The sequence below is a fragment of the Aeromicrobium sp. CFBP 8757 genome (genome assembly GCF_014841755.1).
GTDB lineage: Bacteria > Actinomycetota > Actinomycetes > Propionibacteriales > Nocardioidaceae > Aeromicrobium.
In genome coordinates this window covers 16,348-39,134 of the sequence record NZ_JACYUM010000003.1, presented here as the reverse complement: position 1 = coordinate 39,134, position 22,787 = coordinate 16,348, and the positions used below count along the sequence as shown (strand labels likewise).

Below are 22,787 nucleotides of genomic sequence, written 5' to 3'. Positions count from 1 at the left end.
ACTCTACTGGGAGGATGAAGCGGTGCCTGCGCCCGTCGAGACCTCCTACCTGCGGCCGGCCTTCCTGACGGCGATCGTGGCCGCGATCGTGTCGTGGGCCGCCGCGGCCGTCGTCGTGGTGGTGGCGAGCGGGACGTCGGGCCTGTCGGTCGGTCCGCTGGCCCGCACCGCGATCCGGACGTGGCTCGTGGCGCTCGGCTCGGGCATCGACGCCGGGCCGGTCTCGATCGGGCTGCTGCCGCTCGGCGGGACGGTCCTGTGCACCGCGCTGGTCGCGCGCGCCGCCGCGTGGGTCGTGGCCGATCCGCTCGACGAGCTCGCGGCCTTCGCCGCCGCGTCGGCCGGCGCGTTCGGGGCCATCGCCGCGATCGCCTCGGCCGCGACCAACGTCGGCGACGTGCACACCTCGGTCGTCCGGTCGGCCGCGACGGGCTTCGTCGTCGGCGGCCTGGGCGCCGCGTGGGGCTCGGTCCAGCGGCACCACGACGGCGAGCGGTGGTGGTTCACGGCCCCGGCCGAGGCCCGCACCGTCGTGCGCGCGGCCGTCCCGGGTCTGCTGACGGTGCTGGCCGCCGCGGCGGTGCTCGTGGTGGTCCTGCTCGTGACCAACGTCCGGCAGGCGGGCGACCTGTGGGCCCTGCTCGACCCGGGCTTCGGGGGCGGCATCGCGCTGGCCATCGGCTCGCTGCTGGCGGTCCCGACGCTGGTGCTCTGGACGGCGTCAGCGCTGGTCGGCCCCGGCTTCGCGATCGGCTCGGGGACGTCGGTCGACCTGACGGGCTCCCAGCTGGGCCAGGTGCCGGGCTTCCCGCTGCTGGCCGCGCTGCCGACGCCGGGCGAGTTCCCCGGGTGGGTCTTCGTGCTGGGCCTCGTGCCGCTGCTCGCGGGGATCGTCAGCGGGTGGCGAATCGAGCCCGGCGAGCGCGAGGGCCTCGTGCCGCGCCTCGCGCTCGGCGCGGCGGCCGGTGCGCTCGCGGGCCTGGTGCTCGGCGTGCTGGTCGGCCTGTCGGGCGGCGCGATCGGTCCGGGACGTCTGACCGACGCCGGGCCGCCGCCGCTGACCCCGCTGCTGGTGGCCGTGCCCGTCATGGCGCTGGGCGGCGCACTGGGCACGGTGCTCTCCCACTATCGTGGTGCCCGTGCCAACCGCCCCCCGGACACCAGCTCGCGTGGTCGTCCTCGTCTCTGGAAGCGGCACGAACCTGCAGGCGCTGATCGACGCGTCGGCGGCAGCTGACTACGGCGTCGAGATCGTCGCGGTCGGCGCCGATCGCGACGGCATCGAGGGGCTGGCGCGCGCCCGTCGGCACGACATCGAGACGTTCGTGCTGCGCACCGCCGACTTCGACGACCGGGCCGCCTGGGACGTCGCGCTCGCCGACCGGGTCGCGGCGTGCTCGCCCGATCTCGTGGTGCTGGCCGGGTTCATGAAGCTCACCGGACCGGCGTTCCTCGCGCTGTTCGGCGGACGCACGCTCAACACCCACCCGGCACTGTCGCCGGCCTTCCCCGGCATGCACGGTCCCCGCGACGCCCTCGCGTACGGCGTCAAGGTCACCGGCGCGACCCTGTTCGTCGTCGACGAGGGCGTCGACACCGGCCCGATTGTCGCCCAGGTCGCCGTCCCGGTGCTCGACGACGACGACGAGTCGTCGCTCCACGAGCGCATCAAGACCAGCGAGCGCGCCATGCTGGTCGAGTGGGTCGGCACCCTGGCCCGCCACGACTTCCACCTCGACGACCGCGCCGTCCGGCTCGGCCCCGACGCCCACCGCACGACCTCCCCGTGAAGGAACCTGCATGACCACCTCCTCGCCCCGTCCTCTCCGCCGTGCCCTCGTCTCGGTCTACGACAAGACCGGTCTCGAGCAGCTCGCCGCCGACCTGCACGCCGCGGGCGTGTCGATCGTCTCCACGGGCTCGACGGCGAAGACGATCGAGGCCGCGGGCGTCCCCGTGACGCCGGTCGAGGAGCTGACGGGGTTCCCCGAGTGCCTCGACGGACGCGTCAAGACGCTGCACCCCCGCGTGCACGCGGGCATCCTGGCCGACCGGCGGCTCGACGACCACGTCGCCCAGCTCGCCGACCTCGAGATCGAGCCCTTCGACCTGGTCGTCGTGAACCTGTACCCCTTCAGCGCCACGGTCGCCTCGGGGGCGACGCCCGACGAGTGCGTCGAGCAGATCGACATCGGCGGCCCGTCGATGGTGCGGGCGGCCGCCAAGAACCACCCGAGCGTCGCGGTCGTCGTGTCGCCCGACCGATACGCCGCCGTGGGCGAGGCCCTGGCCGCCGGCGGCTTCACGCTCGAGCAGCGCAAGCGCCTGGCCGCCGAGGCGTTCGCGCACACCGCCGACTACGACGCCGCCGTGTCGGCCTGGTTCGCCACGTCGTACGCGCCCGATCCCGAGTCGCCGTGGCCCGCCACCGTCAGCGAGACGTGGACGCTCGCCTCGACGCTGCGCTACGGCGAGAACCCGCACCAGCAGGCGGCGCTCTACACCGACGGAACGGGCGGTCTGGCCGCCGCCGAGCAGCTGCACGGCAAGGAGATGAGCTACAACAACTACGTCGACACCGATGCCGCGTGGCGTGCGGCCTTCGACCACGCCGACCCGGCGGTCGCGATCATCAAGCACGCGAACCCGTGCGGCATCGCGATCGGCACCGACGTCGCGCAGGCCCATGCCCGGGCGCACGCCTGCGACCCCGTCTCGGCCTTCGGCGGCGTCATCGCCGCTAACCGGCCCGTCAGCGTCGCGATGGCCCAGCAGGTCGCCGAGGTCTTCACCGAGGTCATCGTCGCGCCCGACTACGAGCCCGGCGCCGTCGAGGTGCTGCAGGGCAAGAAGAACATCCGCATCCTGCGCAGCACCGCCCAGGCGGGCGCGGCCACCGAGACGCGCGCCGTCAGCGGCGGACGACTGGTGCAGCAGCGCGACCTGGTCGACGCCCCCGGCGACGACCCGTCGTCGTGGACGCTCGCCGCGGGCGAGCCCGCCGACGACGCGACGCTGGCCGACCTCGCGTTCGCGTGGACGGCCACGCGCGCCGTCAAGTCCAATGCGATCCTCCTGGCCAAGGACGGCGCCTCGGTCGGCGTCGGCATGGGCCAGGTCAACCGCGTCGACTCGTGCCGCCTCGCGGTCGAGCGCGCCGGTGCGGAGCGGGCCACGGGCTCGGTCGCGGCGTCCGACGCGTTCTTCCCGTTCGCCGACGGCCTGCAGGTGCTGCTCGACGCCGGTGTCACGGCCGTCGTCCAGCCCGGCGGGTCGGTGCGCGACGACGAGTCGATCGAGGCCGCGCGCGCCGCCGGCGTCACGATGTACTTCACCGGCACCCGGCACTTCTTCCACTGACGCACCGATGAGCGCTCCCGCACGGCCCGCCGGGGCGAGACCCGGCGTGCTGGCGGGGGCGCTGCTCGTCGCGCTGTCGGCCGCGGCCTTCGGGTCGATGGCGATCTTCGGCGTGTGGGCGCAGGAGGACGGCGTCGACACCCCGGCGCTGATCTTCGTCCGCTTCGCGCTGGCGTCCGTCGTGCTGGTCGGCGTCATGCGGGTCCGCGGGGTCGCGCTGCCGCCGTTGCGCCGGTGCCTGCCGGTCGCGGCGATGGGCGGCATTGGCTACGTCGGGCAGTCGTACTGCTACTTCTTGGCCCTCGAGCACGCGCAGGCCAGTCTCGTGGCGCTGCTGCTCTACCTGTTCCCGGCGTTCGTGGCAGTGCTGGCGGCGGTGTTCCTGCGCGAGCACATCGGTCCGGTGACGGCGGCCGCGCTGGTGCTCGCACTCGCCGGCTCGGCGCTCGTCGTCGGCGGGGGATCGGGTCGCCCGCTCGGCATCGCGCTCGGCATCGGCGCCGCGGTGATCTACTCGGTCTACATCACGGTCGGCTCGGTCGTGACGGACGGCATGGACGTCATCGCGGTCTCGACGATCGTGTGCGTCGCTGCCTCCGTCGTGTGCGGTGGCGTCGTCGCGGTCCTGGCGGCCGCCGGACGTCCCGCGGCCTTCCCGTCGTCGGGGCGGGGGTGGGGCACGCTGGTGGCGATCGCGCTGGTGTGCACGGTCGTCGCGATCCTGGCGTTCTTCGGCGGCCTGGCGCTGCTCGGGCCGACGTCGACGTCCGTCCTGTCGACGCTCGAGCCGGTCGTCACGGTCGGGCTGGCCACGTGGCTGCTGTCGGAGTCGCTGACGGGCCTGCAGGCCGTCGGGGGAGCGCTGGTCCTGGTGGCCGTGGTGTGGCTCGCGGTGACGCACCGTGCGCCGGTCGAGTCCGCGCCGCCGGTGTGACCGGACGCTAGACGCCGAGGCCGTCGAGCACGTAGGCGCCGGGCAGGTCGGCCAGCGCCGCGCCCGGCACGACGAGCTTGGACCGGCGCAGCCCGCTGCCGATCACGACCCACGGCTGCTCGGTGACGGCTCGGTCGACCAGGATCGGCCACGCCGCGGGCAGGCCCACCGGCGTGATGCCGCCGTGCTCCATGCCGCTCTCGCCGACGGCCCACTCCTGCGCGGCGAACGAGCACTTGCGGACGTCGAGGGTGCGCCGCACGAGCCCGTTGACGTCCGCGCGCGTGCTCGACAGCACGACGCAGGCCGCGGGGCGCTCGTCGGCGCCGCGACGGCCCACGACCACGACGCAGTTGGCGCCCAGGTCGGCGTCGAGGTCGTACGCCGCGTTGAGGGCCTGGGTGTCGGCGAGGGCGGGGTCGATCGCGACGACGAACGCCGATGCGGCCAGGTCGGGCAGCGTCGCCAGCAGGGCAGCCACGGGAGGTGCCACCAGGTCGGCCCGGTAGGGCTCGAGCGGCAGGGTGCAGACCGTCGGTGTCATGACGCGGGGACCGACGGCTGCAGACCGGCGAGCGCCGAGGTGACGGCGTCGGGACCGATCGCGTGACCGGCGACGAGGTTGCGGATCGACGCGCCGAGGAAGCGTGCCTCGGACTCCTCGGAGTAGACCCGCGACTGGCGGCGCAGCGCCGTGCCGGCGATCAGCGACGTGATGCCCGCCGCGACCTCGTCGGACTCGGCCACGCCCATCCGGGACAGCACGACGGTGGCGAGCCGCTCGAGCGACCGCAGGGCCTCGCCCGCGACGTCCTGCAGCACCGGCTCGCGCGAGGCGGCCAGGAAGATCGACAGGTGCAGGGCCGCGACCTCGGGATCGCGCTGCGTGAAGATGCCCGCGATGTAGGCCGTCGCGTCGTCGAGGCTGATCCCCGCGCCGATGTCGATCGCGGCGAGGGCGTCGAGGTCCTTGGACCACTGCGTGACGTGGGCGCCGAGCGCCTCGCGGATCAGCTCGTCGATCGACTCGAAGTAGTACGTCGTGGTGGCCGACGGCAGGCCGGCGCGCGCGGCGACGGCCCGGTGCGTGATGGCCCGGGCGCCCCCCTCGGCGAACAGCTCGATCGCGGCGGCGAGCAGCTCGCCGCGGCGCTGGCGGCTGCGCTCCTGCGTCAGCTGGGCGCGTGAGGTCATCGGGGATCCTTCCGGGGCAGGGATCGGCGTGCCGGGTCGTGCTCCCGAACGCTCCCGCCGGGACGAAGTCTATGAGGCCGCCCCCGGACGTCACGTGCCGCCGGGCGTCGCCCGACGACGTGCGGGCCCCGGGGCGTGAAACACTCGTCCCGTGACTGCGCAGATCCTCGACGGCAAGGCGGCCGCTGCCGCGATCAAGGGCGAGCTCCGCGAGCGGGTGACCGCGTTGCGCGAGCGGGGCATCGTCCCCGGGCTCGGCACGATCCTGGTCGGCAACGATCCCGGCAGCCAGTGGTACGTCGCGGGCAAGCACCGCGACTGCGCCGAGGTCGGCATCGAGTCCATCCGCGTCGACCTGCCCGAGACGGCGACGCAGGCCGAGGTCGAGGACGCGATCGACCGGCTCAACGCCGATCCGGCGTGCACGGGATACATCCTGCAGCTGCCCCTGCCCAAGGGCCTCGACGAGAACGCCGCGATCGGCCGGATCGACCCGCTCAAGGACGCCGACGGCCTGCACCCGACCAACCTGGGGTGGCTCGTGCTGGGTCGCGAGGCACCGCTGCCCTGCACGCCGCGCGGCATCATCGAGCTGCTGCGGCGCCACGACGTGCCGATCGCGGGACAGCACGTCGTCGTCGTGGGTCGCGGCATCACGGTCGGACGTCCGATGGGCCTCCTGCTGACGCGGCGCAGCGAGAACGCCACCGTCACCCTGTGCCACACCGGCACGACCGATCTCGCCGCCGAGGTGCGCCGCGCCGACATCGTCGTCGCCGCCGCCGGCGTGCCCGGCATCATCTCGGCCGACATGGTCAAGCCGGGTGCCGCGCTCCTCGACGTCGGAGTCAGCCGCGACGAGAACGGCATCGTCGGCGACGTCGACCCCGCCGCCCACGAGGTCGCGGACTGGATCTCGCCCAACCCCGGCGGCGTGGGCCCCATGACCCGCGCCCTGCTGCTGGCCAACGTCGTCGACACCGCGGAGCGCCTGAACCCGTGAGGGCGCCGCGCAGCCGTGGGTCGCAGTTCTACCTGCTGCAGCTCGTCGCGGTCGTCGCGGGTCTCACGCTCATCGCGCTGGGGCAGTGGCGCCTCGGCGTCGGCGGCATCGGGCTGGCCTTCGTCGCGGGAGCCCTGGCCCGTTCGGTCGTCCCGATCGACCACACCGGCATGCTGCGGGTGCGGGGCAAGGCCTTCGACATCGTGTGGATGACGACGTTGGGCGTGGCCCTGCTGGTGCTGCCCTTCCTGATCCCCAACCAGCCCGGCTGACCCACCGCTCGCGAGTCACGCACGCCCGCTCGCGAGTCACGCACGCCTGCTCGCGAGTCACCGACGCCCGCCGACGAGTCACCGGCGGCGATCCGACAGTGACTCGTCGGTCGGCGTGGGTGACTCGTCGGCGGGCGTGAGCGACTCGTCGGCGATTCGGGTCAGATGAGGCCGAGCTGGGTGACGGCGTCGCGCTCCTCGATGAGCTCCTGCGCCGTGGCGTCCATCTTGGCCCGCGAGAAGTCGTCGATCTCGAGGCCCTGGACGATCTCCCAGTCGCCGTTCGAGGTCGTGACGGGGAACGAGTAGATGAGCCCCTCGGGGATTCCGTACGAGCCGTCGGACCGCACGGCCATCGACGCCCAGTCGCCCTCGGGCGTGCCGGTCAGCCACGTGCGGGCCGCGTCGATCGTCGCGGACGCCGCGGAGGCCGCGGACGACGCACCGCGCGCCTCGATGATCGCCGCGCCGCGCTGGGCGACGGTCGGGATGAACGTGTCGGCGATCCACGCCTGGTCGCCCACGACCTCGGCGGCGTTCCGGCCACCGACCTCGGCGTGGAAGATGTCGGGGTACTGCGTGGCCGAGTGGTTGCCCCAGATCGTCAGCTTCTTGATGTCGGCGACCTTCGAGCCCGTCTTGGTCGCGAGCTGCGAGATCGCGCGGTTGTGGTCGAGGCGCGTCAGCGCCGAGAACCGCTCCTGCGGGATGTCGGGGGCGTTGTGCATCGCGATCAGCGCGTTGGTGTTGGCCGGGTTGCCGGTCACGCCGATGCGGACGTCATCGGCCGCGTGGTCGTTGAGCGCCTTGCCCTGACCCGTGAAGATCGCTCCGTTGGCCGACAGCAGGTCGCCGCGCTCCATGCCCTTGGTGCGGGGACGCGCGCCCACGAGCAGCGCGAGGTTGACGCCGTCGAAGATGTGGTTGGCGTCGTCGCCGATCTCGACGGAGTCGAGCGTCGGGAACGCGCAGTCGTCGAGCTCCATGACGACGCCCTCGAGCGACTTGAGCGCCGGGGTGATCTCGAGCAGCCGCAGCTGGATGGGGGTGTCGGGGCCCAGCAGGGCACCGCTCGCGAGGCGGAAGAGGAGGCTGTAGCCGATCTGACCGGCTGCGCCGGTGACGGCGACCTTGACGGGGGTTGTGCTCATCGTGAGGTGCTCCTTGCAAGACGGGGCGTAGTGACGGGCTTCACGTCGAAAGTAGCGCAGACGGGACGGTTCGACCCATCCGGGCGATCAGCCGTCCCGCGTCGGATCGGCCACGGGGGCCGAACGGGGCCCCACGTGCCACGCGCGGCGGCCCCACCCCAGCACCCACCGGCGACCTCCCGGGCGACGGTCGCGGCCGACGTGCCGACGTCGGCGGTAGACCAGCTCGACCGAGCGGATCGAGGCGAGGGGCTCGGGCAGCGGCCCGTCGTCGGACGCGAGGAAGTCGACGACGTCGTCGTGCACGCACCCGCGACGCGGTGTCGTGGCCGCCCACGCGTCGAAGCGGCCGGCGAGGTCGTCGACGTCGCGCAGCGACGGCACGGCGGCGACGGTCTCGCTGCGGCGCTTGGTGCGCAGCACCCGGACCGTCAGATCGGCCGAGCGGGCGTCGAAGCCCTCGGGCACGTCGCCCCGCAGCAGCGCGGCCAGCACCTGCTGCTGCCGCACCCTCAGGTCGTCGCGGGTCATGCCGGCAGCCCGGCCCGGTCGACGGCGCGCTGCAGCCGGTCGAGCTCGTGGCGCACCACCTCGGCCGAGACGTCGGTGTCGCGCTCGAGCAGCACCGGGGGACCGTCCGGGCCGAGGGTGTCGACGACGTGCGTCACGAGGTCGAGGACGTCGTCGGTCATGTCGTGGGCGTGGGTGTCCCAGTAGACCCCCTCCGGGTCGGTGAAGCCGCCCGCGACGTGCACGTACGCGACGTGGTCGAGGGGCATCCTGTCGAGCAGGTCGCGGGGATCTCCGCCCAGCGCCGAGCAGGTCGCATGGAGGTTGGCGACGTCGAGCAGGAACAGGCAGCCCGTCGCGTCGGTCAGGGCCGTGAGGAGCTCGGCCTCGTCCATCGTGCTCTCGGGCCAGGCGAGGGTCGCGGCGATGTTCTCGAGCGCGAGCGGCACGGGCAGCCGGGCCTGCGCGGCGCGGACGTTGTCGACCAGCACCGCCAGGGCGTCGGACGTGCGGGCCGCCGGCACGAGGTGGCCCGCCTCGAGCACGTCGGCGTGGACGTCGTCCGGCGCGGGCGCCCCGGCCCTGACGAAGGCGATGTGCTCGCTGACGAGCGGTGCCCCGAGGGCCCGCGCCAGCGAGGCCAGGTGGTCGAGGCGCCCGGGGTCGGGCGCGTCGGCCCCCGCGAGCCCGAGGGTCACGCCGTGCGGGACGACCGTGAGCCCGGCCCGCACGGCCTCGGCCAGCGGCCCCGGCAGGGCGCCGGGGGTCACGTTCTCGGCGACCACCTCGGAGAACCGCATGCCCGACCGGGTGCGGGCGAGCAGCTCGTGCGCGATCGCCGGCCGCCAGCCGGCGCCCACCCCGAGGCCCGCGACGGGGGAGCGGGGCATCAGCTTCCGCCGCCGCACCCGCCGCCCCCGCACGACGACCCGCCCCCGCACGACGACGACCCGCCGCCGCAGGTGGGCCCCCCGTCGTGGTGGCCGCCGCCGGAGGAGGAGGACTCGCCGCCGAAGTAGGCAGCGCCTCCGCCGGTGGCGCCGTACCCGCCCGCCGAGCTGCGGCGCCTCGACGAGCGGGCCGACGTGTCGCGCGTGAAGAACGCGAACCACACCAGGCCGCCGAGGGCGAGCAGGGCGACGACGATGATCACGGTCATGCCCATGGAACCTCCAGAACGATGTGGCCCGGGTCCGTCGCCCTCGACGTGACGTGTGAGGGGGATCGTGCCACCTCGCGGGCGTCCGTGGAAGGGGAACGGGTCGACGAGGGGACGGGAGCACACGTCCCCGGGTGAGTTATCTTGATGTCAAAAGATTCTTCGCCCGTCCCGATGGGATCAGTCGGGCATCCACACGTAGGAGCTGCCGCACCCATGGCCAAGATCATCTACACCCACACCGACGAGGCGCCGGCACTGGCGACCTACTCCTTCCTCCCCGTCATCGAGGCCTATGCCTCGACGGCCGGCGTCGAGGTCGAGACCCGCGACATCTCGCTGGCGGGCCGCATCATCGCCCTGTTCGGCGACCGGCTGACCCCCGAGCAGCAGATCGGCGACGCCCTCGCCGAGCTCGGCGAGCTGGCCAAGCAGCCCGAGGCCAACATCATCAAGCTCCCCAACATCAGCGCGTCGGTGCCGCAGCTCAAGGCCGCGATCGCCGAGCTGCAGGCCCAGGGCTACGCGCTGCCCGACTACCCCGACGAGGTGCGCTCCGACGACAACAAGGACGTCCGGGCCCGCTACGACAAGGTCAAGGGCAGCGCGGTCAACCCCGTCCTGCGCGAGGGCAACTCCGACCGTCGCGCGCCGCTGTCGGTCAAGAACTACGCCCGCAAGCACCCCCACTCGATGGGCGCGTGGAGCAGCGACTCGAAGACCGACGTCGCCACGATGGGCGCCGACGACTTCCGGTCGAACGAGAAGTCGGTCGTGATCGACGCCGACACCACGATCTCGATCCAGCACGTCGACGCCGACGGCGCCACGACCGAGCTCAAGGCGGCCTTCCCCGTGCTCGCCGGCGAGATCGTCGACGGCACCGTCATGAGCGCCGCCGCGCTCGACGCCTTCCTGGCCGAGCAGGTCGCCCGCGCCAAGGCCGACGGCGTCCTGTTCTCGGTGCACCTGAAGGCCACCATGATGAAGGTCTCCGACCCGATCATCTTCGGCCACGTCGTCAAGGCGTTCTTCCCGGACGTCTTCGCCCGGTTCGGCGCCGACCTCGACGCCGCGGGCCTCAGCGCCAGCAACGGGCTCGGCGGCATCCTCGCGGGGCTCGACAAGCTCCCGAACGGCGCCGAGATCAAGGCCGCCTTCGACCGGGGCCTGGCCGACGGCCCGGCGCTCGCGATGGTCGACTCCGACAAGGGCATCACGAACCTGCACGTGCCCAGCGACGTCATCGTCGACGCCTCGATGCCCGCCATGATCCGCACGTCGGGGCACATGTGGGGACCCGACGGCGCCGAGGCCGACACGCTGGCCGTCATCCCCGACAGCTCGTACGCCGGCGTCTACCAGACCGTCATCGACGACTGCCGCGCCCACGGCGCCTACGACCCCACCACGATGGGCTCGGTGCCCAACGTGGGCCTCATGGCCCAGGCGGCCGAGGAGTACGGCAGCCACGACAAGACGTTCGAGATCGCCTCGGCCGGCACGGTGCAGGTCGTCGACGCGGCCGGCACGGTGCTGATCGAGCACGCGGTCGAGGCCGGCGACATCTGGCGCGCGTGCCAGACCAAGGACGTCCCGGTGCGCGACTGGGTCAAGCTCGCGGTCACCCGCGCCCGCGCCTCCGACACCCCGGCGATCTTCTGGCTCGACGAGACCCGCGCCCACGACGCCAACCTGATCGCCAAGGTCAACGCCTACCTGCCCGAGCACGACACGGACGGCCTCACGATCGAGATCATGTCGCCGGCCGACGCGACGCAGTACTCGATCGACCGCATCCGCAAGGGCGAGGACACGATCTCGGTCACCGGCAACGTGCTGCGCGACTACAACACCGACCTGTTCCCGATCCTCGAGCTCGGCACGAGCGCGAAGATGCTGTCGATCGTCCCGCTGATCAACGGCGGCGGGCTGTTCGAGACGGGTGCCGGCGGCTCGGCGCCCAAGCACGTGCAGCAGCTCGTCAAGGAGGACTACCTGCGCTGGGACAGCCTGGGCGAGTTCCTGGCCCTCGCGTCGAGCTTCGAGCACATGGCGACGACGACGGGCAACGCCCGCGCACAGATCCTCGCCGACACGCTCGACCGGGCCACCGGCACGTTCCTCGACGAGAACAAGTCGCCGGGCCGCAAGCTCGGCACGATCGACAACCGCGGCAGCCACTTCTACCTGTCGCTGTACTGGGCGCAGGAGCTCGCGCGTCAGACCGAGGACGCCGACCTGGCGGCCGCCTTCGCCGACGTCGCGGGCGAGCTGGCCTCGAACGAGCAGACGATCGTCGACGAGCTGCTCGCCGTCCAGGGCAACCCGGCCGACATCGGGGGCTACTTCCACCCCGACAGCGAGAAGGTCAACGCCGTGATGCGCCCTTCGGGCACGTTCACGTCGGTGCTGGCCGACCTGCAGTCGCGCGTCGTCTGAGACCGTCGCGAAGGCCCCGCTCCCGTCCGGGGGCGGGGCCTTCGTCCGTCCTGAAGTCAGGACTCGTCCGGCGTCATGATGGGCCGCCCGGGCTCTCTTCATCAGGGCCGGACGGATCGACGTGACCGCCGGCTCACGACTCGTGGACGAAGGTGGCCGGTGAAGAAGCTCGTGGGTGCGCTCGGGACGGCCGGAGTCGTCCTGACCCTTCTCGTCGGCCCGTCGGCGACCCAGCAGGCCGTCAGCGCCGGCGTGCCGAAGGTCGCCGTGTCGGGCACACCGGCCGTCGGCTCCGACCTCGAGGCCGTGCCGGCCACGTGGGGCACGACGCCCGACGCGCGCACCTACGAGTGGCTGCGCGATGGCGAGGGCGACGTGCTGAGCCGTGCCCAGGACTACGTTCCGTCCGAGGCCGACCTGGGCCACACCCTGGTCGTCGTCGAGCGCGTGCGCTTCGGCGCGACGCAGGACGAGTCGTCGTCGGCGCCGGTCGCGATCGCGGGCGCTGCCGCCCCCACTGCGGCCCCCGCGCCCGCCCCGGCCCCGGCCCCCGCGATCGTCCCGGCCGTCAACCAGCGGCGGCCCACGATCAAGGGCACCGCCAAGGTCGGCAAGAAGCTCTCGGTGCGGTCGAGGGGCCGGTGGGTCGCGCCCGGCCACCGGTTCACCTACCAGTGGCTGCGCAACGGCAAGCCGATCACGAAGGCCTCGAAGACGTCGTACCGGCTGACGAAGAAGGACCGCCGCACGAAGATCACGGTGCGGGTCTCGGCGCAGCGGGCGGGCTACCCGACCGTCGCCGCGAGGAGCGCGGCGTCCAAGAAGGTCAGGTAGCCGCGCCGACGCCGGTGTGACAGAGCCCGCAGGCTCTCGATGGAAGCATTCGCGGGCCGAGGCACTTGAATGGACGCGTGACTGCTCTCGCCACGCCCTCCCGTCCCCGCACGCGCCACGTGTCGCTCGCGCTGATCGCCCTCGCCCTGGGCGGGTTCGCGATCGGCACGACCGAGTTCATGACGATGGGCCTGCTCGAGGAGATCGCGGACGGCATCGACCGCACCAACGCCGAGACCGGCCACATCATCACGGCCTACGCCTTCGGCGTCGTGGTCGGCGCACCCGTCATCGTCTCGCTCGGGGCGCGCCTGCCCAAGAAGGAGCTGGCGATCGGGCTGATCCTGGCGCTCGGCATCGGCAACGCCATCACGGCGGTCGCCAGCGGGTACGTGCCGGTCATGGTGGCGCGCTTCGTCGCCGGACTGCCGCACGGCGCCTACTTCGGCGTCGCGTCGCTGCTCGCGGCGTCGCTCGTGCGTCCCGAGATGCGCGGCCGCGCGATCAGCTCGGTCATGCTGGGCCTGTCGGTCGCGACGGTCGCGGGCGTGCCGGCCAGCACCCTGCTGGGGCAGACGCTGGGGTGGCGCAGCGCCTACTGGGCGGTGCTGGTCATCGCGATCGCCGCGGCCGCCATGATCGCGCTGTTCGTGCCGCACTCGCCGGCCAACACCGATGCGTCGCTGCGCGGCGAGCTGTCGGCGCTCAAGCGTCCGCAGGTGCTGTTCGCGGTCTCGGCCGGCATGGTCGGCTTCGGCGGCCTGTTCGCGATGTACAGCTACATCGCGCCGATCGTCACGCAGGTCATCGACCTGTCCGACGCGTGGATCGCGGCGTTCACGCTGGCCTTCGGCATCGGCTCGGTGCTGGGGTCGTGGGGGGCCGGGCTGCTGGCCGACTGGGACGTCGAGCGGACGGTCATCGGCGGCTTCGTCGCGACGTCGCTCGTGCTGGTCGCGTTCTACTTCGCCGCGTCGTACGTCGTGCCGGCGCTCGTGCTGGTGCTCGCGGTGGGCGCGCTGGGCTCGATCGTCGCGATCAACCTGCAGATCCGGCTCATGGACGCCGCGGGCGACGCGCAGATGCTGGGCGCGGCGCTCAACCACTCGGCGCTCAACATCGCCAACGGCCTCGGCGCGTTCTTCGGCTCGGTCATCATCTCGGCCGGGTACGGCTACCGCGCGACGAGCTGGGTCGGCGTCGTGCTCGCGACGTTCGGGCTCGCGATCTTCCTGCTCGGCCTCGCGTACCAGCGCCGCCACGCCACGACTCGCTGATTCCCAGGAGAACCCCGGAACCGTCCGGCGCTCGGCCGCCGATTCCCGGGTGAACCCGGCAATCGAGCACTGCACCCCGGTCGCACCGTGGGTGAGGTGCCGGGTTCCGGGGTGAGGCGCGCTGATTCCGGGGTGAGGCGCGCTGATTCCGAGGTGAACCTGGGAATCAGCGGCCGGGATCAGCTGACGACGGTCTCGGCGCCCGCGCGGGGACGCAGCCACACCTGGGCGCCCTCGTGGAGCTGCAGGGCCGTCGCCTCGGTGCGCGTCACGATGACCTGCACCGGATCGGGGTGCAGGACGTCGTCGGGCGTGACCTCGAGCCGGATCTCGAAGCCGACCCGCGTCCACCGCGTGATGCGCCCCGTCGCGGTCGCGGCGTGCTCGTAGCGGGTGATGTCGATGTCGTGGGGGCGGATCAGGGCGTTGCCGAGGCGGGTGACGGGCCCGAGGAACGACAGCACGAACTCGCTGGCGGGCCGGTCGTACAGGTCGTCGGGCGTGCCGATCTGCTCGATGCGTCCCTCGTTGATGACGACGAGGTTGTCGGACACCTCGAGCGCCTCCTCCTGGTCGTGCGTCACGAACACCGTCGTGACGTGCACCTCGTCGTGCAGGCGACGCAGCCACTCGCGCAGCTCCTTGCGCACCTTGGCGTCGAGGGCGCCGAACGGCTCGTCGAGCAGCAGGACGCTCGGCTCGATCGCGAGCGCGCGGGCCAGGGCCATGCGCTGGCGCTGGCCGCCCGACAGCTGCGACGGCAGCCGGTGCGAGAACTGCTCGAGGTGCACGAGCTCGAGCAGCTCGGCGACGCGCCGCCTGACCTCGTCCTTGGGCTTCTTGCGGATCTCGAGCCCGAAGGCGACGTTCTTCTCGACCGTCATGTGCTTGAACGCCGCGTAGTGCTGGAACACGAAGCCCACGTTGCGCTTCTGCGCCGGCAGGCCGGTCGCGTCGAGGCCCTCGATCTCGATCGTCCCGCTGTCGGACGACTCGAGGCCCGCGATGATGCGCAGCAGCGTCGACTTGCCGCCACCGCTCGGGCCCAGCAGGGCCGTGAGCTGGCCGCTGGGGATGCTCAGGTCGATGCCCTGCAGGGCGACGAAGTCGCCGAAGTTCTTGCTGACGCCGCGGATCTCAATCCCCATCAGTGTCGTCCTTGGGTCGAAGGATGGTCACGACGACGAGCGCCGCGACCGCGATCAGTGCGAGCAGGAACGAGGTCGCGTAGGCCGACCCCTGCTCGAAGTCCTGGTACTTCTGCTCGACGACGAGCGTCGCGGTCTGGGTCTGCTGGGCGACGTTGCCCGACACGATCTTGACGGCGCCGAACTCGCCGAGGGCGCGGGCCAGGCTCAGCACGACGCCGTACACGAGCGCCCACTTGATCGAGGGCAGCGTGATGCGCCAGAACGTCTGCCAGGGGCCCGCGCCGAGGCTCGTGGCGGCCTGCTCCTGCTCGGTGCCGATCTCGTGCAGCACCGGGACGATCTCGCGGATCACGAGGGGCAGGCTGACGAAGGCCGTCGCCATGACGATGCCGGGGGTCGCGAACGCGACCTGCAGGCCGACGTCCTGCAGGGCCGGGCCGAACGTGCCGTTGGTGCCGCCGTAGGCCAGCAGCAGCGCGAGGCCGACGACGACGGGGGAGACCGACAGCGGCAGGTCGATCAGCGCCGACAGCACCCCGCGGCCCGGGAAGTCGTAGCGCACCAGCAGCAGCGAGATGCCGACGCCGAAGACCGTGTTGATCGCGACGGCCCACAGCGCCACGACGACCGTCAGCTGCAGCGCGTCGGTGACGACGGGGTCGGACAGCGCGGTCTGCAGGTTGTCGAGACCGCCCTCGAACGTCTTCTGCACGACGAGCGCGACGGGCCAGATGACCAGCAGGAACAGGTAGGCGACGACGAGCAGGCGGCGCCCGTAGGTGCCGGCCGTTCTCGGCTGACGCAGACGGCTAGCCACGGCGTGCCACCCACTTCGAGACGATCTGCAGCAGGACGATCGCGGCCAGCGCGACGAGCAGCAGGATCGTCGCCACCGAGGCGGCCGCGGCCTCGTTGCCGTTCTCGATGTACGTCAGGATGCGCACCGACGCGACCTCGGTCTTGAGCGGCAGGTTGCCCGACAGCAGCACGAGCGAGCCGTACTCGCTGATGCCGCGCGCGAACGAGAGGGCGGCTCCGGCGGTGATGGCGGGCGCGAGGCTCGGCAGGATGATGCGGCGCAGCGTCGTGAAGCGGCTCGCGCCGAGGGACGCCGCGGCCTCCTCGACGTCGCGGTCGAGCTCCATCAGCACGGGCTGCACGGTGCGCACCACGAACGGCAGCGTGACGAAGAGCAGGGCGAGGAACACCGACCGCTCGGTGTTCGCGACGTTGACACCCAGCGGGCTGTCGGGCCCGTACAGGCTCAGCAACACCAGGCCGGCGACGATCGTCGGCAGGGCGAACGGGATGTCGATGACGACCTCGAGCAGCCGCTTGCCCCAGAACTCGTCGCGCACCAGGACCCACGCGATCAGCGTGCCCATCACGACGTTGATCATCGTGACGATGAGCGCCTGCGTGACGGTCAGCCGCAGGGCGGCGGCGGTCTGGGGGTTCGTGAGGGTCTCGCGGAACGTCGCCCACCCGCCGTCGACCGACTGGATCACGACGAGGCACAGCGGGATCAGCACCAGCAGGCTGAACCACGTCAGCGCGATCCCGAGGCCGATGCCCGAGGACCGCGTCAGCGGAGCGCCCGTGCCCCGGGCACGGCGCCTGCGCGCGGTGCCCGGGGCGAGCGAGGAGGTGTCGACCGTCACGAGTTGCCGGAGTCGGCCAGGAGCTTCGTGATGATGCCGTCGTTCTCGTCGAAGAACTTCTTGTTGACGGCCTCCCAACCACCGAGGTCGTTGTCGATCGTGAAGAGCTTCTCGGGTGCCGGGAACGGGTCGGACTCGTCGTTGGCGCCCTTGACGGTGCCGACGTCGACGCCGTCGACCGACTCGAGCGGGCGGAAGCCCTTGGCGACGTACTGCTCCTGGCCCTCCTTGGTCAGCACGAAGTCGAGGAAGGCCTTGGCCTGGGGAGCGGCGTCGGTCGTGACGGCGGCGGGGTTCTCGATCTTGAGCGTGTCGGACGGCACGACGTAGTCGATGTCCTCGCCGTTCTGGCGGGCCAGGATGGCCTCGTTCTCGTACGAGATCAGCACGTCGCCCGTGCCGCCCTGGAAGGCCGTCGTGGCGTCGCGTCCGCTGCCCGGCAGGGCGTCGACGTTGGCGAACACCTTGGCGAGGTAGTCGGAGGCGTCCTGCTCGCTGCCGCCCTGGCCGATGATGTGCTGGTACGCCGCGAGGATGTTCCAGCGCGCGGCGCCCGACGAGCCCGGGTTGGGGGTCACGATGCCGACGCCGGGCTTGGCGAGGTCGTCCCAGCCCGTGATCTTCTTGGGGTTGCCCTTGCGGGTCACCAGCACGACGACGGAGTCGGTCACGATGCCCTTGTTGGCGCCGGAGTCCCAGTCGTCGGCGACCTTGCCGGCCTCGACGAGCCGGGTGACGTCCGGGGTGATCGAGAAGTGGACGTAGTCGGCCTTCAGCCCGTTGGCCACGGCGCGGCTCTGGTCGCCCGATGCGCCGTACGACTCCTTCCAGGTCACGCCCTTGCCCTCGGAGGTCTTGGCGAAGGCCGCCTCGGCGGCGTTGTTGCCGGCCTTGGGGACGGCGAAGCCGACCAACGAGAGCTGGGTGTCGCCGGCGCCGCCGCTGCCCCCGCCGCAGGCGGACAGCACCGCTGCGCTCAGGGACACGGCGACGGCCGTGGCGATGCTCGTGCGGGAGAAGATCCTCATGGGCGTTCCTCGGGTCCAGGGCGCGCCACCGTGCGTGCTCCGACCTTCAAACTAGGCGAGTGCGAGCGCCGCCCGATCCGATCTCACGATGCGGGACGCTTCGACACATCCTGAGACGTCGACCGGCGGTGGGCCAGGATCTTGTCGATCGCCACGCCGACGATCAGGGCGAAGACGATGGCCGCGGCGGCTCCCAGCAGGGGGTTGTCCCTGACCCACGAGCCCGCCACGACGCCGATGCCGATGTTGTACGCGGCCCACGAGACGGCCGCGAGCACCGCGAGCGGCAGGAAGCGCCGGTACGGGAACCGGGTCGCGCCGGCGGTCACGTTGACCGCGACGCGTCCGACCGGGATGTAGCGGGCCGTCAGGATCAGCGTCGCGGCCCGCTTGTCGAGCTCGTGCTCGGCGCGCTCGATGACCTCGACGGCCTTGGGCCTGCGCAGGATCGCGAACCGGTCGGTGCCCATCTTGCGTCCGATGCCGTACGCGGTGTTGTCGCCGACGAGCGCGCCGGCCACCGCCACGAGCCCCAGCAGCAGGAGGTCGGGGTCGCCGGACGACACCGACACCGCGGCGAGCGCGACCAGCGCCGACTCGCTCGGGACGGGCGGCACGAAGGCGTCGACGGCCACGAAGGCGAACACGACCAGGTAGACCCACGGGGACCCCGCGAGGTCCAGGATGACGTCGTTGACCCCGTCGAGCATGGGTTCTCCTCCGGCAGGTGCCGGATGGTCCGACGTAGACGTCGAGCCTACGAGAACCGGCCAACTGCGCCACTCGTCGCCGTTCACCCCGGGTTCACGCGGCCTGCCTAGGCTCCGGTGCGTGAGCACCGACTTCCTCGCCCCGACCGGCATCGACCTGGCCAAGCTGCACGGCTACACCGTGATCGACGTCGAGGACGACGACCCCGTCCTGCTCGACGACCGCGGCCGGCAGGTCGACACGTGGCGCGAGGGCTACCCGTACGACCACCGTCTCGACGTGCGCGAGTACGAGCTGCAGAAGCGGCTCCTGCAGATCGAGCTGCTGAAGCTGCAGAACTGGATCAAGACCCGCGGCGAGCGGCTCGTGGTGGTGTTCGAGGGGCGCGACGCCGCCGGCAAGGGTGGGACGATCAAGCGGTTCACCGAGCACCTCAACCCCCGTGGCGCACGGGTCGTCGCGCTCGAGAAGCCCAGCGAGCGCGAGTCGTCGCAGTGGTACTTCCAGCGCTACGTGCAGCACCTGCCGGCGGCCGGCGAGATCGTGATGTTCGACCGGTCCTGGTACAACCGGGCGGGGGTCGAGCGGGTCATGGGCTTCTGCTCCGAGGCGCAGTACGGCGAGTTCATGCGTCAGGTGCCGCAGTTCGAGCGGATGCTGGTGGGCGACGGCATCCACCTCGTGAAGTTCTGGTTCTCGGTGTCGTCGGCCGAGCAGCGCACCCGGTTCGCGATCCGCCAGGTCGACCCGGTGCGGCAGTGGAAGCTGTCGCCGATGGACCTGGAGTCGCTCGACAAGTGGGAGTCGTACACCGCGGCCAAGGAGGCGATGTTCACGATGACCGACACCCCGGACGCGCCGTGGACCGTCGTCAAGAGCAACGACAAGAAGCGCGCCCGCGTCGAGGCGATGCGCCACGTGCTGGCGCAGTTCGACTACGACAACAAGGACCGCGAGCTCGTCACGGCCGCGGACCCGCAGGTCGTCGGCCCGGCCGCGGAGATCTTCCGCGACGCCGCCGACTGACGCGGGTCAAGCGGGGCGGGGCGGGGCGAGGCGCGCTAGTCGAAGACGACGGTGCGCTGGCCGTGCAGCAGCACCCGCGACTCCGCGTGCAGCTGCACGGCCCGTGACAGCGTCTGCGCCTCGACGTCGCGGCCGGCGCGGGCGAGGTCGGCGGGGGAGCGGCGGTGGTCGACGCGCAGGACGCCCTGCTCGATGATCGGACCCTCGTCGAGGTCGGCCGTGACGTAGTGGGCGGTCGCGCCGATCAGCTTGACGCCGCGGTCGTGCGCCTGCTGGTACGGGCGCGCCCCCTTGAAGCTCGGCAGGAAGCTGTGGTGGATGTTGATCGCGCGCCCGTCGAGGCTGCGGCACAGGTCGTCCGACAGGATCTGCATGTAGCGGGCCAGCACCACGAGGTCGACGTCGAGCTGCTCGACCAGCTCGAGAAGACGCGCCTCGGCGGCGGGCTTGTCGGTCGCGGGCACGTGGTGGAACGGGACGTCGTACGAGGCCGCGAGCCGTTCGAGGTCGCGGTGGTTCGACACGATCGCGGGGATCTCGATGTTGAGGCCGCCGGCGCTCTGGCGGTACAGCAGGTCGTTGAGGCAGTGGCCCTCCTTCGAGACCATCACCAGGGCGCGCAGGGGCTGCTCGGCCACGACGAGCCGGTACGTCATGGCGTGCTCGGCGGCGATCGACGCGAAGTCCGCGTGCAGATCGTCGAGGTCGCGCGGCGCCGCGAAGTCGACGTGCACGCGCAGGAAGAACTCGCGCTCGTCGGCGGGCTGCGTCGTGGTGTCGGTGAACTGCTGGCTGTCGAGCAGGTTGCCGCCCGACTCGACGATCCAGCGGGTCACCGCGTAGACGAGACCGGGGCGGTCGGGGCACGACAGGGTCAGGACGAACGACGAGGGCACCCGCCCACTCTAGAGAGGGCGGGTGCCCGGCTCGCGGCTAGGCGGACGCGTCCGCCGGCGCCGCCTTCTCGTCCGGCGTCTGTGCCGCCGCGCCGCCGTGCCCGACGTGTGACGGCCTGGCCAGGAACATCACCAGCACGACGCCGATCACGAAGGCGACGACGGGCAGGTACAGCGTCTGCGACATCGCGTCGGAGAACGCGGTCTGGACGGGCGCGGGCATGGGGCCGGAGGTGCCCTGGCCGGCCTCGGTGGCCCCCTCGAGCCCGTTGGCGGTCAGCCGGGCCTGGATCAGCGCGGCGATCGCGGCACTGCCGAGGACGGCGCCGATCTGCCGCGTCGTGTTGTAGACGCCGGCGCCCGAGCCGGCCGAGGCCATCGGCAGGTTGCGGGTCGCGGTCGCGCTGAGCGGCGCCCACAGGCAGGCGTTCGAGACGCCGAACAGCGCCATCGGCAGGCACAGCAGCCACACCGGCGTGTCGGGTGCGATCAGCTGTGACAGCCAGAACATCGCGATCGCGGCGGTGCCGAAGCCGACGACCGTGATGTTGCGCGGGTGCGTGCGGTCGACGAGCCTGCCCACGAACGGCGACAGCACCATCAGGACGACCGCCATCGGCGCCATCAGCAGTGCCGACTCGGTCGGGCTCCAGCCGCGGACGCCCTGCGCGTAGAAGAAGAACGGCAGCGACATCGACGTGATCGCGAGCGAGACCAGCGCGATGCCGGAGTTGCCGAGCGAGAAGTTGCGGTCGCGGAACAGCCCGAGCGGGACGAGCGGCTCCTTGCGGATGCGGCCCTGCCACCACACGAACGTCGCGAACACGACGAGCCCGACGGCGATCAGCAGCGGCACGCTGATGACGCCCGTGATGGTGCCCCAGTCGTACTTCTCGCCCTCCTGGATGCCGAACACGACGAGGAAGACGCCGATGCCGCTGAGCGCGACGCCGAGCCAGTCGAAGGAGTGGCTGTGGGTCGGCAGCACCGGCACGAGGCGCACGGCCAGCACGAAGCCGATGATGCCGACGGGGACGTTGACGATGAAGATCCATTCCCAGCCGAGGCTGTCGACCAGCACGCCGCCGAGGATCGGGCCGACGAGCGTCGCGACGCCCGCTGTCGCGCCCCACAGCGCCATGGCCCCACCGCGCTTGGCGGCCGGGAACGTGCGGGTGATGACGGCCATGGTCTGCGGCGTGATGAGGGCGGCACCGAGACCCTGCACGACGCGCGCCACGATCAGCATCTCGATCGAGCCGGTCAGGCCGCACCACAGCGAGGCGAGCGTGAAGATCGTGAGCCCCAGCAGGTACATGTTCTTGGGGCCGAAGCGGTCGCCGAGCCGTCCGGTGACGAGCAGCGGCACGGCGTACGCGAGCAGGTAGGCGCTCGTGACCCAGATGACCGAGTTGTAGTCGGTGCCGAGGTCGTCGCGGATCGCGGGCGTCGCGACCGAGACGATCGTGTTGTCGACGAGGATCATGAAGAAGCCGATGACCATGGCCCAGAGGGCGGGCCAGGGGGACCGTTCGACGGGAGAGCCGGGGTCGGGGGGCAGGTCGGTGCTCAGGGGTGGTCGGGATGCCATGGGAGGTCCTTGGTCTCGATGCGGGTGATGAGGGTCGTGATCCAGTCGCGCTCGGCCCGTCGGAGGTGCCGGACGTACTCGCCGGCAAGCAGGTAGACCTCCGGCACGCCCCGCTGATGGGCGGCGTCGAGGTACGTGGAGGCGTGGTGGATCTGCTCGTCGAGCGCCGCGACGTACGACCTCAGGTCGTCGGCGACCAGGTCGGCGGGCCCGTTGTGGGCCTCGCCGAGCGCGACGGGGAACTGCGGGAACTCGTTGACGGGCGTGCTGAGCATGTCGCGGATGCGCTCGACCAGCGCCGAGCGTCCGGCGGTCGTGATGGCGTAGGTCGTGCGCTCGGGACGGTTGCCCTCGCGCTCGGTGCCGACGACCTCGACGAGCTCGTGGTCCTCGAGCCGCTCGACCGCGTGGTACAGCGATCCGGGCCGCACCTTGACCAGCTCGTCCTCGTGACGCTCCAGCAGCAGCTGGTACATCTCGTACGGGTGCATGGGGCGCTCGGCCAGCAGCGCGAGCGCCGACAGCGCCAACGGGGTGATGCCCATCGTGCCTCCGTGCTCCATCCGAAATATTCCATGTGGAACATA

At 71.9% G+C, this 22,787-nt stretch carries 24 protein-coding genes; 10 read left to right on the top strand and 14 right to left on the bottom strand.

Features of this window, described 5'->3' with window-relative positions:
- The first annotated feature begins 22 nt into the window (after positions 1 to 22).
- Genes IFT73_RS09745 through IFT73_RS09730 form a run of 4 tightly spaced genes read left to right on the top strand, consistent with a single transcriptional unit; the run spans position 23 to position 4,294 of the window.
- Entirely contained in the window at positions 23 to 1,237 is a 1,215-nt protein-coding gene (locus IFT73_RS09745; protein ID WP_192167492.1) for a DUF6350 family protein, read from the top strand.
- On the top strand, positions 1,170 to 1,790 hold the full coding sequence (gene purN / locus IFT73_RS09740; RefSeq protein WP_235501775.1) for a phosphoribosylglycinamide formyltransferase: 621 nt from the start codon (positions 1,170 to 1,172) through the stop codon (positions 1,788 to 1,790). The genes IFT73_RS09745 and purN overlap by 68 nt, the downstream gene beginning before the upstream one ends.
- 10 nt (positions 1,791 to 1,800) lie before the next feature.
- Entirely contained in the window at positions 1,801 to 3,360 is a 1,560-nt protein-coding gene (purH, locus tag IFT73_RS09735) for a bifunctional phosphoribosylaminoimidazolecarboxamide formyltransferase/IMP cyclohydrolase (protein WP_192167491.1), read from the top strand.
- Positions 3,361 to 3,367: 7 nt separating this feature from the next.
- Positions 3,368 to 4,294 (top strand): DMT family transporter, encoded by a 927-nt coding sequence (locus IFT73_RS09730; protein WP_192167490.1) that lies wholly within the window; start codon positions 3,368 to 3,370, stop codon positions 4,292 to 4,294.
- Positions 4,295 to 4,301: 7 nt separating this feature from the next.
- Here IFT73_RS09730 and IFT73_RS09725 read toward each other — a convergent pair whose 3' ends face one another.
- Positions 4,302 to 4,838: a YbaK/EbsC family protein gene (locus IFT73_RS09725; RefSeq protein WP_192167489.1), complete on the bottom strand. Its 537-nt coding sequence runs from the start codon at positions 4,836 to 4,838 to the stop codon at positions 4,302 to 4,304.
- Positions 4,835 to 5,488 carry a TetR/AcrR family transcriptional regulator gene (locus IFT73_RS09720; protein ID WP_192167488.1) on the bottom strand — a complete coding sequence of 218 codons (654 nt, stop codon included), beginning with the start codon at positions 5,486 to 5,488 and terminating at the stop codon, positions 4,835 to 4,837. Before IFT73_RS09720 ends, IFT73_RS09725 begins: the two co-directional genes overlap by 4 nt.
- A 151-nt stretch (positions 5,489 to 5,639) precedes the next feature.
- Here IFT73_RS09720 and IFT73_RS09715 point away from each other — a divergent pair, with 151 nt between their 5' ends.
- Complete coding sequence (locus IFT73_RS09715; protein ID WP_192167487.1) at positions 5,640 to 6,491, top strand: bifunctional methylenetetrahydrofolate dehydrogenase/methenyltetrahydrofolate cyclohydrolase; 852 nt, start codon at positions 5,640 to 5,642, stop codon at positions 6,489 to 6,491.
- Positions 6,488 to 6,763 (top strand): DUF3017 domain-containing protein, encoded by a 276-nt coding sequence (locus IFT73_RS09710; protein ID WP_192167486.1) that lies wholly within the window; start codon positions 6,488 to 6,490, stop codon positions 6,761 to 6,763. Before IFT73_RS09715 ends, IFT73_RS09710 begins: the two co-directional genes overlap by 4 nt.
- Before the next feature lie 161 nt (positions 6,764 to 6,924).
- Here the strand turns inward: IFT73_RS09710 and IFT73_RS09705 are convergent, their stop codons facing one another.
- From IFT73_RS09705 to IFT73_RS09690, 4 genes are all read right to left on the bottom strand, one after another.
- Complete coding sequence (locus tag IFT73_RS09705) at positions 6,925 to 7,914, bottom strand: malate dehydrogenase (RefSeq protein WP_192167485.1); 990 nt, start codon at positions 7,912 to 7,914, stop codon at positions 6,925 to 6,927.
- Positions 7,915 to 8,001: 87 nt separating this feature from the next.
- Positions 8,002 to 8,445: a hypothetical protein gene (locus IFT73_RS09700; protein WP_192167484.1), complete on the bottom strand. Its 444-nt coding sequence runs from the start codon at positions 8,443 to 8,445 to the stop codon at positions 8,002 to 8,004.
- The gene (locus tag IFT73_RS09695) at positions 8,442 to 9,314 is read right to left on the bottom strand and encodes a DUF692 domain-containing protein (protein ID WP_192167483.1); all 873 of its coding nucleotides are present in this window, start codon (positions 9,312 to 9,314) and stop codon (positions 8,442 to 8,444) included. Before IFT73_RS09695 ends, IFT73_RS09700 begins: the two co-directional genes overlap by 4 nt.
- A complete protein-coding gene (locus tag IFT73_RS09690) occupies positions 9,314 to 9,583 on the bottom strand; it encodes a hypothetical protein (protein ID WP_192167482.1) in 270 nt (89 codons plus the stop codon). The genes IFT73_RS09695 and IFT73_RS09690 overlap by 1 nt, the downstream gene beginning before the upstream one ends.
- Before the next feature lie 216 nt (positions 9,584 to 9,799).
- Here IFT73_RS09690 and IFT73_RS09685 point away from each other — a divergent pair, with 216 nt between their 5' ends.
- The 3 genes from IFT73_RS09685 (at position 9,800) to IFT73_RS09675 (ending at position 14,136) form a co-directional block, all read left to right on the top strand.
- On the top strand, positions 9,800 to 12,025 hold the full coding sequence (locus IFT73_RS09685; protein WP_192167481.1) for an NADP-dependent isocitrate dehydrogenase: 2,226 nt from the start codon (positions 9,800 to 9,802) through the stop codon (positions 12,023 to 12,025).
- A gap of 159 nt (positions 12,026 to 12,184) precedes the next feature.
- Positions 12,185 to 12,859, top strand: a complete 675-nt coding sequence (locus IFT73_RS09680; protein WP_192167480.1) for a hypothetical protein — start codon at positions 12,185 to 12,187, stop codon at positions 12,857 to 12,859.
- 77 nt (positions 12,860 to 12,936) lie between these two features.
- Positions 12,937 to 14,136 (top strand): MFS transporter, encoded by a 1,200-nt coding sequence (locus tag IFT73_RS09675; protein WP_371811225.1) that lies wholly within the window; start codon positions 12,937 to 12,939, stop codon positions 14,134 to 14,136.
- 179 nt (positions 14,137 to 14,315) lie between these two features.
- Here IFT73_RS09675 and IFT73_RS09670 read toward each other — a convergent pair whose 3' ends face one another.
- The 5 genes from IFT73_RS09670 to IFT73_RS09650 all read right to left on the bottom strand — a co-directional run bounded on the left by IFT73_RS09670 (position 14,316) and on the right by IFT73_RS09650 (position 18,686).
- Positions 14,316 to 15,284: a sulfate/molybdate ABC transporter ATP-binding protein gene (locus IFT73_RS09670; protein ID WP_192167479.1), complete on the bottom strand. Its 969-nt coding sequence runs from the start codon at positions 15,282 to 15,284 to the stop codon at positions 14,316 to 14,318.
- Positions 15,274 to 16,104: a sulfate ABC transporter permease gene (locus tag IFT73_RS09665; RefSeq protein WP_056606522.1), complete on the bottom strand. Its 831-nt coding sequence runs from the start codon at positions 16,102 to 16,104 to the stop codon at positions 15,274 to 15,276. The genes IFT73_RS09670 and IFT73_RS09665 overlap by 11 nt, the downstream gene beginning before the upstream one ends.
- Positions 16,097 to 16,948, bottom strand: coding sequence for a sulfate ABC transporter permease subunit CysT (gene cysT / locus IFT73_RS09660; protein ID WP_192167478.1), 852 nt, complete (start codon positions 16,946 to 16,948; stop codon positions 16,097 to 16,099). The genes IFT73_RS09665 and cysT overlap by 8 nt, the downstream gene beginning before the upstream one ends.
- Complete coding sequence (locus tag IFT73_RS09655) at positions 16,945 to 17,976, bottom strand: sulfate ABC transporter substrate-binding protein (protein ID WP_192167477.1); 1,032 nt, start codon at positions 17,974 to 17,976, stop codon at positions 16,945 to 16,947. The genes cysT and IFT73_RS09655 overlap by 4 nt, the downstream gene beginning before the upstream one ends.
- Before the next feature lie 83 nt (positions 17,977 to 18,059).
- Positions 18,060 to 18,686 carry a DedA family protein gene (locus IFT73_RS09650; protein ID WP_192167476.1) on the bottom strand — a complete coding sequence of 209 codons (627 nt, stop codon included), beginning with the start codon at positions 18,684 to 18,686 and terminating at the stop codon, positions 18,060 to 18,062.
- Positions 18,687 to 18,807: 121 nt separating this feature from the next.
- On the opposite strand from IFT73_RS09650, the gene ppk2 reads away from it, so the two are divergent.
- Positions 18,808 to 19,713, top strand: a complete 906-nt coding sequence (ppk2, locus tag IFT73_RS09645) for a polyphosphate kinase 2 (protein WP_371811223.1) — start codon at positions 18,808 to 18,810, stop codon at positions 19,711 to 19,713.
- Between the two features lie 35 nt (positions 19,714 to 19,748).
- Here the strand turns inward: ppk2 and purU are convergent, their stop codons facing one another.
- Genes purU through IFT73_RS09630 form a run of 3 tightly spaced genes read right to left on the bottom strand, consistent with a single transcriptional unit; the run spans position 19,749 to position 22,763 of the window.
- Positions 19,749 to 20,609 carry a formyltetrahydrofolate deformylase gene (purU, locus tag IFT73_RS09640; RefSeq protein ID WP_192167474.1) on the bottom strand — a complete coding sequence of 287 codons (861 nt, stop codon included), beginning with the start codon at positions 20,607 to 20,609 and terminating at the stop codon, positions 19,749 to 19,751.
- A 37-nt stretch (positions 20,610 to 20,646) separates the two neighbouring features.
- Positions 20,647 to 22,200, bottom strand: coding sequence for a DHA2 family efflux MFS transporter permease subunit (locus tag IFT73_RS09635; protein WP_192167473.1), 1,554 nt, complete (start codon positions 22,198 to 22,200; stop codon positions 20,647 to 20,649).
- Positions 22,179 to 22,763, bottom strand: a complete 585-nt coding sequence (locus IFT73_RS09630; protein ID WP_056606540.1) for a PadR family transcriptional regulator — start codon at positions 22,761 to 22,763, stop codon at positions 22,179 to 22,181. The genes IFT73_RS09635 and IFT73_RS09630 overlap by 22 nt, the downstream gene beginning before the upstream one ends.
- Positions 22,764 to 22,787 lie beyond the last annotated feature (24 nt).

What these genes read in the sequence shown, in the direction of transcription:
- purH (WP_192167491.1), top strand. Translation starts at nt 1,801, where the DNA reads ATGACCACCTCCTCGCCCCGTCCTCTCCGCCGTGCCCTCGTCTCGGTC.
- IFT73_RS09730 (WP_192167490.1), top strand. Translation starts at nt 3,368, where the DNA reads ATGAGCGCTCCCGCACGGCCCGCCGGGGCGAGACCCGGCGTGCTGGCG.
- IFT73_RS09725 (WP_192167489.1), bottom strand. Translation starts at nt 4,838, where the DNA reads ATGACACCGACGGTCTGCACCCTGCCGCTCGAGCCCTACCGGGCCGAC.
- IFT73_RS09720 (WP_192167488.1), bottom strand. Translation starts at nt 5,488, where the DNA reads ATGACCTCACGCGCCCAGCTGACGCAGGAGCGCAGCCGCCAGCGCCGC.
- IFT73_RS09705 (WP_192167485.1), bottom strand. Translation starts at nt 7,914, where the DNA reads ATGAGCACAACCCCCGTCAAGGTCGCCGTCACCGGCGCAGCCGGTCAG.
- IFT73_RS09700 (WP_192167484.1), bottom strand. Translation starts at nt 8,445, where the DNA reads ATGACCCGCGACGACCTGAGGGTGCGGCAGCAGCAGGTGCTGGCCGCG.
- IFT73_RS09695 (WP_192167483.1), bottom strand. Translation starts at nt 9,314, where the DNA reads ATGCCCCGCTCCCCCGTCGCGGGCCTCGGGGTGGGCGCCGGCTGGCGG.
- IFT73_RS09690 (WP_192167482.1), bottom strand. Translation starts at nt 9,583, where the DNA reads ATGACCGTGATCATCGTCGTCGCCCTGCTCGCCCTCGGCGGCCTGGTG.
- IFT73_RS09685 (WP_192167481.1), top strand. Translation starts at nt 9,800, where the DNA reads ATGGCCAAGATCATCTACACCCACACCGACGAGGCGCCGGCACTGGCG.
- IFT73_RS09670 (WP_192167479.1), bottom strand. Translation starts at nt 15,284, where the DNA reads ATGGGGATTGAGATCCGCGGCGTCAGCAAGAACTTCGGCGACTTCGTC.
- IFT73_RS09655 (WP_192167477.1), bottom strand. Translation starts at nt 17,976, where the DNA reads ATGAGGATCTTCTCCCGCACGAGCATCGCCACGGCCGTCGCCGTGTCC.
- IFT73_RS09650 (WP_192167476.1), bottom strand. Translation starts at nt 18,686, where the DNA reads ATGCTCGACGGGGTCAACGACGTCATCCTGGACCTCGCGGGGTCCCCG.
- IFT73_RS09635 (WP_192167473.1), bottom strand. Translation starts at nt 22,200, where the DNA reads ATGGCATCCCGACCACCCCTGAGCACCGACCTGCCCCCCGACCCCGGC.
- IFT73_RS09630 (WP_056606540.1), bottom strand. Translation starts at nt 22,763, where the DNA reads ATGGAGCACGGAGGCACGATGGGCATCACCCCGTTGGCGCTGTCGGCG.